Source organism: Rhodanobacter sp. B04 (assembly GCF_002001125.1).
GTDB lineage: Bacteria > Pseudomonadota > Gammaproteobacteria > Xanthomonadales > Rhodanobacteraceae > Rhodanobacter.
In genome coordinates, this window is record NZ_MUNV01000007.1 from 274,469 (window position 1) to 287,538 (window position 13,070).

The 13,070-nt window shown below is 63.9% G+C and carries 13 protein-coding genes; all 13 read right to left on the minus strand.

From position 1 onward, the window contains the following. Position 1 precedes the first annotated feature (1 nt). Entirely contained in the window at positions 2 to 1,270 is a 1,269-nt protein-coding gene (locus tag B0E46_RS05905) for a glutamate-5-semialdehyde dehydrogenase (RefSeq protein WP_077554844.1), read from the minus strand. Then, positions 1,267 to 2,436, minus strand: coding sequence for a glutamate 5-kinase (proB, locus tag B0E46_RS05910; RefSeq protein ID WP_077554845.1), 1,170 nt, complete (start codon positions 2,434 to 2,436; stop codon positions 1,267 to 1,269). The genes B0E46_RS05905 and proB overlap by 4 nt, the downstream gene beginning before the upstream one ends. Before the next feature lie 92 nt (positions 2,437 to 2,528). Further along, positions 2,529 to 3,254, minus strand: a complete 726-nt coding sequence (locus B0E46_RS05915) for an SGNH/GDSL hydrolase family protein (protein ID WP_254425060.1) — start codon at positions 3,252 to 3,254, stop codon at positions 2,529 to 2,531. 20 nt (positions 3,255 to 3,274) lie between these two features. Next, a complete protein-coding gene (locus B0E46_RS17685) occupies positions 3,275 to 3,418 on the minus strand; it encodes a hypothetical protein (protein WP_168171144.1) in 144 nt (47 codons plus the stop codon). Positions 3,419 to 3,423: 5 nt separating this feature from the next. Further along, complete coding sequence (locus B0E46_RS05920; RefSeq protein ID WP_077554847.1) at positions 3,424 to 4,566, minus strand: acyltransferase; 1,143 nt, start codon at positions 4,564 to 4,566, stop codon at positions 3,424 to 3,426. Between the two features lie 280 nt (positions 4,567 to 4,846). Then, on the minus strand, positions 4,847 to 6,151 hold the full coding sequence (argH, locus tag B0E46_RS05925) for an argininosuccinate lyase (protein ID WP_077554848.1): 1,305 nt from the start codon (positions 6,149 to 6,151) through the stop codon (positions 4,847 to 4,849). 96 nt (positions 6,152 to 6,247) lie between these two features. After that, entirely contained in the window at positions 6,248 to 7,210 is a 963-nt protein-coding gene (gene argC / locus B0E46_RS05930; protein ID WP_077554849.1) for an N-acetyl-gamma-glutamyl-phosphate reductase, read from the minus strand. Positions 7,211 to 7,213: 3 nt separating this feature from the next. After that, complete coding sequence (locus B0E46_RS05935) at positions 7,214 to 8,530, minus strand: acetylglutamate kinase (protein WP_077554850.1); 1,317 nt, start codon at positions 8,528 to 8,530, stop codon at positions 7,214 to 7,216. Beyond that, complete coding sequence (locus B0E46_RS05940) at positions 8,517 to 9,617, minus strand: acetylornithine deacetylase (RefSeq protein WP_077554851.1); 1,101 nt, start codon at positions 9,615 to 9,617, stop codon at positions 8,517 to 8,519. Before B0E46_RS05940 ends, B0E46_RS05935 begins: the two co-directional genes overlap by 14 nt. Further along, on the minus strand, positions 9,614 to 10,807 hold the full coding sequence (locus B0E46_RS05945) for an argininosuccinate synthase (protein ID WP_077554852.1): 1,194 nt from the start codon (positions 10,805 to 10,807) through the stop codon (positions 9,614 to 9,616). The genes B0E46_RS05940 and B0E46_RS05945 overlap by 4 nt, the downstream gene beginning before the upstream one ends. A 27-nt stretch (positions 10,808 to 10,834) precedes the next feature. Beyond that, complete coding sequence (locus tag B0E46_RS05950) at positions 10,835 to 11,314, minus strand: OsmC family protein (RefSeq protein WP_254425061.1); 480 nt, start codon at positions 11,312 to 11,314, stop codon at positions 10,835 to 10,837. Further along, complete coding sequence (locus B0E46_RS05955; RefSeq protein WP_077554854.1) at positions 11,311 to 11,937, minus strand: FMN-binding negative transcriptional regulator; 627 nt, start codon at positions 11,935 to 11,937, stop codon at positions 11,311 to 11,313. Before B0E46_RS05955 ends, B0E46_RS05950 begins: the two co-directional genes overlap by 4 nt. 18 nt (positions 11,938 to 11,955) lie before the next feature. Then, the gene (locus tag B0E46_RS05960; protein ID WP_077554855.1) at positions 11,956 to 12,963 is read right to left on the minus strand and encodes an N-acetylornithine carbamoyltransferase; all 1,008 of its coding nucleotides are present in this window, start codon (positions 12,961 to 12,963) and stop codon (positions 11,956 to 11,958) included. Positions 12,964 to 13,070 lie beyond the last annotated feature (107 nt).

Genomic DNA, 13,070 nt, shown 5'->3' on the forward strand with positions numbered 1-13,070 from the left:
TTCAGGCATCCGCCACGCCCTGCGGATGCCGCACCTGCCCTTCTCCATGCACGACAAAGCGCTCCACCGTGAGCGATTCCGCACCCATCGGGCCGTAGGCGTGCAGGCGGGTGGTGGATATCCCGATCTCGGCGCCGAGGCCCAGCTCGCCGCCATCGCTGAAGCGCGACGAGGCGTTGACCATCACCACGGCCGAGCGGATCGCCTGCACGAAGCGTTTCGCGGCGGCCTCGTCGGCGGTGGCGATGACTTCGGTGTGGTCGGAGCCGTGGCGGTGGATGTGCGCGATGGCTGCATCGAGGTCGTCGACCACACGCACGGCGAGGATGAGGTCCAGGAATTCGGCGGCGTAGTCGTCGTCGCTGGCTGCATGCATGTCGGGTACCAGCGCGCAGCTGCGCTCGTCGCCACGCAACTCGACGCCGCGCTCGCGCAAGGCCCGTGCCGCCTGCGGCAGGAATGCATCGGCGATATCCCGATGCACCAGCAGGGTCTCCAACGCATTGCACACGCCGGGGCGTGTGGTCTTGCCGTCGATCAGCAAGTTCAGCGCCAGCGCCAGATCAGCGGCGCGATCCACATAGAGGTGACAGACACCCTTGTAGTGCTTGATCACCGGCACGCGCGCATGCTCGGCGACGAAGCGGATCAGGCCTTCGCCGCCACGCGGGATGGCGAGGTCAACGATATCCCTTAGCTGCAGCAGCTCGACCATCGTCTCGCGGCGCAGATCCTCGACCAGGGTCAGCGCGGCGGCAGGCACGCCGTGCGCTTGCAGTGCCGACTTCAACGCCGCCGCAATCGCCGTGTTGGAGTGGATCGCCTCAGAGCCTCCGCGCAGGATCACGCCGTTGCCGGCCATCAGGCACAACGCGGCAGCGTCGGCGGTGACGTTGGGGCGTGCCTCGTAGATCATCGCGATCACGCCGAGCGGAATCCGCACGCGTTCGATCGACAAGCCATTCGGTCGCGTCTCGCGGCGCGTCACTACACCGACCGGATCAGGCAGCTCGACCACCTCGCGCAATGCGTTCGCGATGCCCGCCACGCGTGTCTCGTCCAGCCGCAGGCGATCGAGCATCGCGCCCTGCACGCCTTTCGCCGCAGCCTCTTGCATGTCGCACGCGTTTGCATCCAGCACCGCAGCGGCCTGGGTTTCCAGTGCTGCTGCCATGTCGCGCAGAAGCGCGCGCTTGGCGGTGCTGTCGAGCGCGGCGACGACCTGTGCGGCGTCACGGCAGGCCAGCGCCAGTTCGCGGATCGTGCTCATGCGGTGAGCTCCTTGCCGGGCATGACGATCTCGCCCACGGTGACGAGATCGTCACGATGCACCACTTCGGCGCCGTAGCTGTAGCCAAGCACGCCGTCGATCTCACGGCTATGCCGCCCGGCCAGCCGGCGCACCTCGGCGGCGCCGTACTGGCTGAGACCGCGCGCGAGGGGTCGCTCGCCCGTATCGACAATCTCCACCAGATCGCCGCGGTGAAATTCGCCCTCCGCACCAAGCACGCCGCCCGGCAGCAGCGAGACACGCCCGCCGGCCAGCGCATCGGCAGCGCCCGCATCGATGCGGATGCGCCCCGGCGCGGCCGGCGCATGCCGCAACCAGTATTTGCGGGCCTGCATGCGTGTGCCGGCGGCGGCGAACAGCGTGCCGTGCAACCGGTCATGCTGCAGCGCCTGCACGGTCGCCGCGTCACGGCCGCTGAACAGTGCGGTGGCAATGCCCGCGGCGGCGGCCTTCGCCGCTGCCTCCAGCTTGGTGCGCATGCCACCGGTACCCGCCGCGCTGCCGCTGCCGCCGGCCATCGCCAGGATCGCCGGCGTCAACGCGGGTACATGCGTGATCGCCGTGGCTGCCGGATCGCGGCGCGGATCGGCGCTGTACAGCGCATCGACATCGGACGCGATCAGCAACAGGTCGGCATCGACCAGTGCGGCGACGATCGCCGCGAGATTGTCGTTGTCGCCCAGCTTCAGCTCGTCCACCGCCACGGTGTCGTTCTCGTTCACCACCGGCAGCACGTCGAGTACCAATAACTCGCGCAGCGTGGCGCGGGCGTTGAGGTAGCGCCGGCGGCTGCGCAGATCGTCGTGGGTCAGCAGCACCTGTGCCACCGGACGCGCGGACAGCGACTGCCAAAGCGCAATCATCGGCGCCTGGCCCAGCGCAGCCAGCGCCTGGCGTGCCGCGAGGCCAGCCCCATCAGCTGCATGCTGACGCAGCAGCACACGCCCGGCAGCCACGGCACCGGAAGACACCAGCACCACTTGCCGGCCGGCTGCATGACTGGCGGCAATGAAGCCGGCAAGCTTTTCGGCGTAGCGTGGCGTGAGGCCGCCACCATCGGCGGCGAGCAGGTTGCTGCCCACCTTCAGCACGGCACGACGCCAGCGCGGCAACGCCTGTTCGGGCAAGCCCACATGCAAACTCATGCCATATCCCCTCAATTATTACGCCCTGAGACAACGCCCTGCGTGCATCCATGGCGTCAGCGCCCCGATTAGCACGCGCCCGCGATGGCCGATCATGGATCCGCCAGAGCCTTGTCGATTGCACGTTGCGCCAGCGGCGACATCACGGCATAGCCCTGCGGATTGGGGTGTATGCCATCGACCGAGAAATCCTTTTTCAGCATGTCATGCGGGCCTAGCAGCGCATCGTAATAATCGAGATAAATGAAGTGCTGGCGACGGGCATAGGCCTTGATCCATGCATTCAGCGCGCGGATCTTTTGCGGCGGTCGGCCCGCCGTCAGAGGGAAATAGACGTCATTGACCGGCGTGATCGATGCCAGCACGACCTTGATGCCATTGACGCGTGCGAGCTCCGCCATGGATGTGAGGTTGTCCTCGATCATCTGCAGGGAATACGGCCCCTTGTTGTCCGCAATATCGTTGGTACCGGCAAGAATCACGACTACGCGAGGCTTCAACGCAATGACGTCGGCACGAAACCGGACCAGCATCTGCCCGGTGGTCTGTCCACTGATGCCGCGATTGATGTAGCGCTTTCCTGGAAAGAAATCCCGGCCACGCCAGATGTCGGTGATTGAATCACCCATGAAGACGACACGCTTGTCGCCCTTCCCGGGTGGCGAAAATGCCGCGTTTTCGTCACGGTATCTTTCCAGTTGCGGCCAGTCAGCCAACAACTTGTCTTTCTGCGCAGCGCTCAACACGAAAGGGTTCGAGGCAGGCTGAGCCGGTACCGCAGCCCGTGCCAAAGCCATGCTGGCAAACAGCAGGACCACGCATATCCATAAGTTTCTTTTCATGTGCCGGCAACCTGATGGCGAAAGATATTCGAATGCATCATGCGTGGTGAACTGCGGGCGGCCTTGATCGCCTCGATGGCGCTGACGGTTACTTCAGCAAAAAGGACCAGTCGCCATCCCGGATACCGGAAAATGAACATGACATTCAATCGACCGCGGGAGGCAGGCTCGCCGGCGAGACTGGAGTATTCGCCATGCCGAGCCGCCCTGCATCACCGCGACCGAGATGGCGTTTAAGTGTCATGGCCGGCGCCTCGACAAAATGCCATGACACCACGGCAAGCCCCAGCGTACAGACTGCCGAAGCCGACACAGCCGCCCAGTATGAATGGTCAATTCCCAGGATCGAAATGAGAAACTGCTGGACCATGAAGGCATAAATATAGATCCCGTACGAAAAGTCACCATAACGGCCAAAATCCCGCAACACCGGCGTCGAAGACGTACCAAACCAGATCACCAGGAACGGCAATAATGCGTAGATGGCGGCATATCCATGGTGCGCGGCGGCAAGCAGCACCGCCAGCCCGCTTAACAAGCCGGCCAACAGCAACCGGTATCTATGCCATTCCTCACGAAAGCTGTTCATCAACACTCCGTAACAGAAATAGCTGCCGTATTCGCAACCGAAATCGGGCCTCAGAAATGCCGCCCGCGGATTGTGCTGCACGTCAAAGATGCCGTAGATGTAAATCGCGTAAAGCACAACTCCAAGCAACAATGCAAAGCGCATCTTTTTATGGAGCAGACCGAAAATTCCGGCCACCAGCAAAACACCATACCAGCGAACTTCAATGGGAATGGTCCATAACGACCCGTTCACGACAGACACGGGATTATGCTCAAACACACCCGGCAAGACATACTTGATATTCAAGTACAGTTGCGTCAAATAACCCCATGTTGCAGGTGAACCGAAATAACCAGGCAACGACAGGGAAGTGACGGCCGGCCCGATGACAAATGCCGCCACAAACGTCACCACGGCCAACCCTGGCCAGATGCGTAAAAAGCGCTTGCTGGCAAAACGCAATACGTGGGGATCACGGACCCAGCTTTGTGCCACCAGATAGCCGCTTATCGAAAAGAATATCAGCACGCCCAACGTGCCCAGCGTGATCAATCCGAAAGGCGACGGCTCCGGACGCAGGCACACTGCAAATTGATGCCCGCACAGCACTACGCCAGCCGCCAGCAGGCGCACAAAGTCGAAATTGTTCGATCGAGATGGCTGCATCATTTGATTATGTCCGTCCGCCGCCCACCGGGCAAAGCGCGGAAGCGGCATCACTTGCCGCCTGACACAAGCGAACTACCGATCGCCCGATGCATTCATCAGCCACGCTCACAGTCACTGCTGATGACACCGCGATCGAACGGATCTTCACCGCAGCTCGTCACGGCATCCATGCGGGCCTCTGCATGAGCGTGCATCCAACCACCCGTTGCCAGCCGACATGTCGTGCCATCCAGTTCCAACATCGCCCACCCCCTCATGATCAGGAACTTGCTTCATGGTCGCAGCGATGTCTTGCCACGACGCGAGTACCGTAAAGTCGTTGCGCGAATCAACTTTGACGTGCAGACATCTCTTCCAGCCGCGCGGCAAGTTCATCCAGCCGCAGATCATGACCCGACCCGGGTGACAAGCGCGCGGAGAGGCTGCTCTCCGGCGTACGTCCCTGCCCTGCCGAACTCGCGGTTTCAGCGGCCGCGCGATAAGCATCGCGAAACGGGACGCCGGCGACGGCCTGTTCGATCGCCACATCGGTGGCATACATCGCCGGCTCGATCGCCGCACGCATGGCATCCTCGTTCCATTGCATGCGCGCCAGCAGATCAGGCACCAGTTCCAGTGCAGCCAGACCATGACGGCAACCATGGAACAGCGAGCCCTTGGAGAACTGCAGGTCGCGCTGGTAACCGGACGGCAGCGACAGCAGCTGTTCGATCTCGGTGCGCGCGGCGGCGACACTGGCGTAGCTGGCGCGCAGCAGTTCCACCACGTCGGGATTGCGCTTGTTCGGCATGATCGAGCTGCCGGTGGTGTACTCCGATGGAAGCTTCACGAAGTTGAACTCGGCGGTGGTGAACAGCGACAGATCCCACGCCAGCCGGCGCAGGTCGAGCAGTGCGCTGGCGATCGCCTCCAGCACCGCCATCTCGAACTTGCCGCGCGAGAGCTGCGCGTAGATCGGCGAGACCTGCATGCGCGCGAAGCCCAGCGCCTGCGTGGTGTGCCCGCGGTCCAGCTTGAGATTCACGCCATAGCCGGCAGCGGTGCCGAGCGGGTTCGCATCGATCCACGTCGAGGTCTGTTGCGCGCGCAGCGCGTTGTCGATGAAGCCTTCGGCGAAACCGGCAAACCACATCGCGGTGGACGACACCACGGCGCGCTGCAGGTGGGTGTAGCCCGGCAACGGCAGCGCCGGCTGCGCCGCGCGGTCGAGACAGACCTGCGCGATCGCGCGGCAATGCGCCTGCAGTGCGGCCAGTTGATCCTTCAGCCACAGTCGGGTGGCCACCAGGATCTGGTCGTTGCGGCTGCGTCCGGTATGCACGCGGCGACCCGCGTCACCCAGTCGCTCGGTCAACCGTGCCTCGATCGCCGAATGGCCGTCCTCGTAGCGCTCGTCCAGCACGAAGCTGCCGGCGCGGAAATCCGTCGCCAGCACATCCAGCTCGCGCTTCAAGGCCACTGCTTCGTCGGCACTGACCACACCGATATTCGCCAGCCCTTCCACATGCGCCTTGCTGGCGGTGATGTCATGCAGGAAGAACTCGCGATCCAGCAGCACGTCGTCACCGGCGAGGAATTTCATGATCTTGGCGTCGATCCGGATGCCATCTTTTTGCCAGAGAGGTTGGGTCATGGGAGTCGAGGAGTGAGGAGTGAGGAGTGAGAGAGACCAAGAGCAAGGGTTTGCGGGGAGGGCGGGGAGTGCAAGCTTTCTCTCACTCCTCTTCCCTCACTCCTGCCCCACCGGGATAGCCGTGTATTCGTCGACGCCGATCGCACGATTGATGTTCTGCATGGCCTGGGTGGCTGCACCCTTAAGCAGGTTGTCCAGCGTCGCCACGATCACCACGCGCTTGCCATCGGTCGACAGGGAAAAGCCACCAATCTCGGCATGATGGCGATGGGCGATGCGGCTGACCCATGGTGCCTCGTCCGTTACCGCCACCAGCTTCTCGTGGTCATAGGCTGCATGAAAACGCGCCAGCACGTCCTCGCGCTTCAACGGCCGGGTGAGATACAGATTGGTGGTGACCGTGAGTCCGCGAAAATGCGGTGCGACATGCGGCATGAACTCCACCGGCACGCCAAGCCGGAACGAGGCTTCCTTCTCATGCATGTGGCCGGTCAGCGCGTACGGCATCAGGTTGTCGCGCAGCTTGTCCGGGTCGTTCTTGTCCGACGGCGTGGTACCGGCACCGGAGTAGCCGGACACACCGAAGCACACCGGCGGCGCCGCAAGCAGATCCTTCAGCGGCGCGATCGACAACTGCATCGCGGTGGCATAGCAACCGGGATTGCTGATGCGCTTCTCACCGCGCCACTTGTCGCGCGTCAACTCAGGCAGGCCGTAATACCAGTGCGCGTCGAAGCGGTAATCGGCGGAGAGATCCACGATCAGCGGATCGACACCCGCCGCATCGAACGCCGCCACGCAGACCTCGGCCTTGCCGTTGGGCAACGCCAGCACCACCACGTCCGCTCCCAGCTTCGGCAGGTCCTCGTGCGCCGGTGCGCTGTAACACAACTCGCCGCGGTATTCGGACACGTGCGCGTCGACGCGCTGACCGTCCAGCTCGCGCGAGGAGACGAAGGCCAGTTCCAGCACCGGATGCGCCGCAATCAAGCGGATCAGCTCCGCGCCGGTATGTCCTCGTGCGCCGACGATGCCGATGCGTTTCCTGTTCGTGCTCATGCTTCAGTCCGTCAAGGTCGGTTGTCGCTGTGCGCAATGCGTCACGCAGCGGGCGATGGTGTCGAAGTCGTGGATGCCGTACCAGAACACCTTCCAGTGCGGTTGCTTCAGGCAACCATCGGACTCGGCGTAATAGAAAGGATTGACCGGGTTGCCGTGACGCGAACGCCAGAACAGCTGCGGATTCTCCTCGCGCATCACCTGCCATACGGCGCGTCCGAGGCCTTCGCCCTGCGCGTCGTCAAGCACGGCGAACTTGTCCAGATACGGCAAGCCATCTTCTTCGGTGAGGATCATCGCGGTGCGATAGTTCTCGCTCACGTAGACGCGCAGTGGCCGGGTGCGTTCGAAATAGTCCGGCACCAGGGTGCGCCCGAAACTCGATTCGATCAGTGTACGCATCCGCTCCAGGTCGATACCTTTCCACGAGTCGAACGTCAGCACTTTCTCGCCGCGCCGCACCAGCGTGCCCGAGCCCTTGTGGGTGAACAGTTCCTTGGCCAGTTCCGCCGGCCGGGTGATCGACACCGACGAGGTCAGCGGCAGGTCGGCCAGCAGGTCGGCGATCTGTTCCAGCTTCAAACGCATGCCGCCGTTGATCCACGGCTGCGCCATCAGATGCGCGTACTCGGTGGACAAGTTGATCGAGTCGATCAGCTTGCCCCGCTCGTCGAGCAGGCCGCCGGTGCCGGTGAGGAACACGATCTTGTACGGCTGCAGCACGCGCACCAGCTCGTTGGCGGCGAAGTCGGCGTTGATGTTGAGGATCTGCCCTTCGTCGGTCTCGCCGAGGCTGGCGATCACCGGAATGGAACCAGCACGCAGGCTGGCCTCGATCGGCGCCAGGTTGATGCTGTCCACCTTGCCGACCAGACCGTAGGTATCGCGATCGAGATAGCTGGCCATGAACACGCCCGTCGCCACCGAAGTGGCACGCGTGTCCATCGACTGCAGTGCCTCGACCAGCTTCAGGTTCTGCTGCTGGAACACGCGTCGCACGATGCCCAGCGCCTTCGGCGAGGTGACGCGCAGGCCGGCCAGGGTCTGCTTTTCGATGCCGGCCGCCGACAGCTCCTCGTCCAGCTGCGGGCCGGCGCCATGCAGCACGATCGGGGTGAGCCCGACCTGCTGCAGGAAGGTCAGCGACGAAGCGAGATCGGCCAGCTCGTCGCGCAACACCGCGCCGCCCACCTTCACCACGGCGAAGCGCTTGGCGTCGACTTCGGAGAAGCGCCTGAGGTACTGCTGGATTTCCTTCGCGCTGCCCATGCTCGAAAGCAGGCGCACGATGGTCTTGCGGGTGTGCTTATGCGTTTCCACTGTTGATGATCCGATAAATAGATTCTGCGTACTGCTGCAATTGATCGAGCGCGACCCACTCGTCGGCGCTATGTGCCTGGGCGATGTCGCCGGGGCCGTAGACGAAGGCGGTATAGCCGGCGGCCGAGAACAGCGCGGCCTCGGTCCAGAAGTCCACCGCGTTGCCGATCGGCAGCTCCAGTTCGTCGGCGATGTCGCGGGCGGCCAGTCGGCGCTCCTCGGCCCGCGCGGTATCGCCGGCCGGCAGGGATGCGCCACGGAACGTCTCGGTGAACTCGACCGGCGCGGGCTCCACCAATGTGGAGAACCGCCGCAACAACTGGTCCGGATCCATCGTCGGCAGCGGGCGGAAGCCGAAGCGCACTTCCGCTGTCGGCGCGATCATGTTCGCCTTGATGCCGCCTTCGATGCGGCCGATGTTGAAGCGCAACCCGGTGAGTCCGCCGAAGCGCTCATGCGATTGCGCGGTGACGAAATCCAGCGCCGCATCGCCCCAGCGCACGGTCTGGTGCAAGGCGCTGTCGCTGGGCTTCTGCTCGCCCGAGGCGTGGCCGGCGTGGCCGGCGAAACGCATCAGCACCGACTGGATGCCGCGATGCGCCAACACCGCTTCGGCCCTGGTCGGCTCGGCCACGATCACCGCCTGGTAGTCGTGCGATTCGCTGAGGAAACCGGCGATGCAGCGAGGATCGTTCGCCTCCTCGTCGGTGGACAGCAGCAACGCCAGCGGACCGTCGGTGGCATTCGCCACCGCCAGCAACGCGGCCGCCGCACCTTTGATGTCGCAGGCACCGAGGCCGATCGCACGATCCGCAGTGACCCGCAGTTCGTGCGGGCTCGCGCTCCAGTGCGGCGAATCGGGTACCGTGTCCATATGCACGTTGAACAGGTATTTCGGCTGGCCGCGCACCGCATGCAGGGTCACCGCACCGGCGCCATAGTCGGTCAGCTTGACGTCGAAGCCGGGCAATTGCGCACGCAGATAATCGAAGATGCCGTCGGTACCGATCGCACGCGGCGGGTTGCGCGTGTCGAAACCGACCAGCGCCTTCAGATGCTCCAGCGTGGCATCGAGCAGCGCGCTCATCCGCGGTTGACCTCGGCCCACAGCGTGCTGCTCATGCCGAACAGCTTGATGAAGCCCTCGGCCTCCTCCACGCCCCAGTCGGCCGACTGCGCGTAGGTGGCGCCCTTGGCATTGAGGATGTGCTTGGACTCGATCGCGACGGCGTTGACGACGCCACCGTTGGTTTCCAGCGTGACTTCGCCGTTGACGGTGGCCTGGCTGGAGGCCAGGAAAGCTTCCAGGTCGGTCTTCAGCGGATCGTGGAAGAAGCCCTCGTACACGATTTCCACCCACTTGCGCGCCACCTCGGGCTTGAAGCGGTTCTGCTGCTTGGACAGCACCGCCTCTTCCAGCGCGCGATGCGCGGCGAGCAGTGCAGTCAGGCCGGGCGCCTCGAAGATGATGCGGCCCTTCAGGCCGATCGTGGTGTCACCGGTGTAGATGCCGCGGCCGACGCCGTACTGGGCGAACAAGCCATTCAACTTGGCCAGCATGAGGTGACCGGCGATCTTCTCGCCATCCAGCGTCACCGCCTCGCCCTTGGCGAAGCCGATCTTCACACGCAGCGGTTTGGACGGCCATTCGGCGCGCGGCTTGCACCAGCCCACCGCGCCCTCGCCCGGCGCCTGCCAGCGGTCGATCTCGCCACCGGACATGGTCAGGCCGAGCAGGTTCTCGTTGATCGTGTAGGCCTGCTGCTTGGCACGCACGCCGAAGCCACGCTCTTCGAGATATTTCTGCTCATAGGCGCGCGTCTGGGTATGCTCTTTCTGGATCTCGCGGATCGGCGCCACGATCTCGAAGTCGCCGAGCGCCTTCACCGTGAGGTCGAAGCGCACCTGGTCGTTGCCCATGCCGGTGCAGCCGTGCGCGATCGCCTTGGTACCCAGCTCGGCGGCGCGCTTCAGCGCAGCCTCGACGATCAGGTAGCGATCGGAGACCAGCAGCGGATACTGGCCCTGGTAGCCCTCGCCCGCCCGCACGAAGGGTTTCACGAAACCCTCCCAGATCGCCGGACCGCCATCCACGGTGACATGCGAAGCGACGCCCAGCTCAGCCGCGCGCTGCTCGATGAACGCACGCTCCTGTGCATCGACACCGCCGGTGTCAGCAAACACGGTATGCACGGCCCAGCCGCGCTCCTGCAGGTAAGGCACGCAGAAACTGGTGTCGAGGCCACCGGAAAACGCGAGAACGATGTCTTTGCTCATGGCTTGCAGATCCTGAAATGAAAACGGTCAGACGGATTCAACGACGATGCGCGGCTCGCAGCGCACCGGAAAATTCACGGAATTGGCGATGAAGCAGGCGTGGTGCGCATCGTCGTGCGCAGCAGCAGCCTTGGCCGGGTCGCTGCCGGCACGGATGGTTACCGTGGGATGCAGCACCACGTCGACGAAGCGGCCGCCATTGCCTTCGGTCGCCATGGTGCCTTCGGCGGCGTCGCTGTAAGCAGTCACCACCACACCCGCCACCGTGGCCATGTGCAGGTACGACAGCATGTGGCAGGTGGACAGCGCGGTGACCAGCATGTCTTCGGGATTGTGCCTGGTGGCGTCACCGCGGAACGTGGGATCGGACGAGCCGGCCAGGGTCGGCTTGCCCGCGATACAGATCGAGTGGTCACGGCTGTAATTGCGATAGCCGTCCGTGCCGCTGCCGAGGTTGCCGGTCCACTCCACGTCCACGCGATAGTGGTGCTGATGTCCGCTGCTCACGATCGAGATTCCTCTTGTTGGGCCATCAGGTCGGCCAGTTCCGCGTCGCCATCGCCATCGCATTGCCGCAGACCTTGGACCACGCCGAGGCGATTGGCCTCGGGATGGTTCTGGCTCAGCTTGAACTTGCCCTCGATGCGCTCGATCGTGATCTCCAGGCCGACGATGCCGTGCAGCGACTTCTCGATGTGATCGGCCGGTGCGTCCGACACCTTCCACGGCGCGGGCAGCCCTGCTTCATGCCGATCGGTCAACGTCTCCAGCAACTTGCGCAGCCAGACCGCATCCTCGACCACGCGCAGCCGGCCATGCACATGCACCACCGCGTAGTTCCAGGTCGGCACTTCGCGGCCGGTCTCGTGTTTGCTCGGATACCAGTTCGGGCTGATATAGCCGTCCGGTCCGCGGAAGATCAGCAGTACCTCGGCACCGTCCGCGTGCCGCAGTTCGTTGCCGCGCGCGACATGCCCATGCAGCAGGTTTTCGCCCACCAGCTCGAACGGCAGGTGATTGGCCACCAGTCCGGCATCGCCGTGGGTCACCACGGTCGCGAACGGAAAGTCATGGATCAACCCGTGCAGGGCTTCGATCCGCGATTCCTTGAAGTAGCTGGGTGTGTACATGGAGCTTCCCAAAGAATCTCAGCGACCTGCCATCAACGAAGCCATCACCGCCTTCTGCACGTGCAGGCGGTTCTCGGCCTCGTCGATGGCGATGCAGGCGGGCGAATCCATCACCGCGTCGGTGGCCTTGATGTTCCGGCGCAGCGGCAGGCAATGGCTGAACAGGCCGTGGTTGGTCAAGGCCATCTTCGCCTCGTCGACGATGAAGTGCTTGTGCGCCTCGCGGATCGGCTTCTCCTGCTCCCAGCTGCCGAAGAACGGCAGCGCGCCCCAGCTCTTGGCGTAGACCACGTCGGCGCCGGCATAGGCTTCCTCGATGTTGTGGCTGACCTTGAGCGAGCCGCCGTTCTCCCTCGCGTTCTGCTCGCCGAACGCCATGTAGCGCTCGTCCAGCACATAGTCCGGCGTCGGGCACAGCAGGGTCACGTCCATGCCCATCTTGGTCGCGATCAGCAGCGCCGAGTTCGCCACCGCGGTGTTCAGCGGTTTCGGATGGTAGGTCCAGGTCAGCACGTACTTCTTGTTCTGCAGGCTGCCCAGGTGCTCCTTCATCGCCAGCGCGTGGGCCAGCTCCTGGCAGGGATGGGTGATCGTCTCCATGTTGATCACCGGCACCGTGGCGTACTGCGCGAACGCCTTGATCACCTTGTCCTGGCGATCCACCGCCCAGTCCTGGAACTTCGGGAACGCACGCACCGCGATCAGGTCGACGTAGCGCGACAGTACGCGCGCGACTTCGGCGATGTGTTCCTCGGTATCGCCGTCCATCACGCTGCCCACCTCGAACTCGATCGGCCACGCATCCTTGCCCGGCGCCAGCACGATCGCATGGCCGCCCAGGTGGAACGCGCCCAGCTCGAAGCTGGTGCGCGTGCGCATCGACGGATTGAAGAACATCAGCGCGACGGATTTGCCGGCCAGCTGCTGCCCGCGCGGCGAGCGCTTGAACGCGGCGGCCTGCTCCAGCAGCGCATCGATCTCGGCACGGCTGTAGTCCTGGGTGGTGAGGAAGTGGCGAATGGTCATCGATCGTTTCCCTGCGGCTCCCGCCGCGTGAAGTCAAAATCCCAAAACAAGAACCTGGCACAGGGCCGGCAGCCTTTGATCAAAACAAAAAAACCCGGCACAGGGCC

Excerpts from the sequence above, each read along its gene's own strand:
- B0E46_RS17685 (WP_168171144.1), bottom strand. The coding sequence starts at position 3,418 with ATGTTCATTTTCCGGTATCCGGGATGGCGACTGGTCCTTTTTGCTGAA.
- B0E46_RS05955 (WP_077554854.1), bottom strand. The coding sequence starts at position 11,937 with ATGTACACACCCAGCTACTTCAAGGAATCGCGGATCGAAGCCCTGCAC.
- argH (WP_077554848.1), bottom strand. The coding sequence starts at position 6,151 with ATGACCCAACCTCTCTGGCAAAAAGATGGCATCCGGATCGACGCCAAG.
- proB (WP_077554845.1), bottom strand. The coding sequence starts at position 2,436 with ATGAGTTTGCATGTGGGCTTGCCCGAACAGGCGTTGCCGCGCTGGCGT.
- B0E46_RS05940 (WP_077554851.1), bottom strand. The coding sequence starts at position 9,617 with ATGAGCGCGCTGCTCGATGCCACGCTGGAGCATCTGAAGGCGCTGGTC.
- B0E46_RS05945 (WP_077554852.1), bottom strand. The coding sequence starts at position 10,807 with ATGAGCAAAGACATCGTTCTCGCGTTTTCCGGTGGCCTCGACACCAGT.
- B0E46_RS05920 (WP_077554847.1), bottom strand. The coding sequence starts at position 4,566 with ATGCCGCTTCCGCGCTTTGCCCGGTGGGCGGCGGACGGACATAATCAA.
- B0E46_RS05905 (WP_077554844.1), bottom strand. The coding sequence starts at position 1,270 with ATGAGCACGATCCGCGAACTGGCGCTGGCCTGCCGTGACGCCGCACAG.
- B0E46_RS05960 (WP_077554855.1), bottom strand. The coding sequence starts at position 12,963 with ATGACCATTCGCCACTTCCTCACCACCCAGGACTACAGCCGTGCCGAG.
- argC (WP_077554849.1), bottom strand. The coding sequence starts at position 7,210 with ATGAGCACGAACAGGAAACGCATCGGCATCGTCGGCGCACGAGGACAT.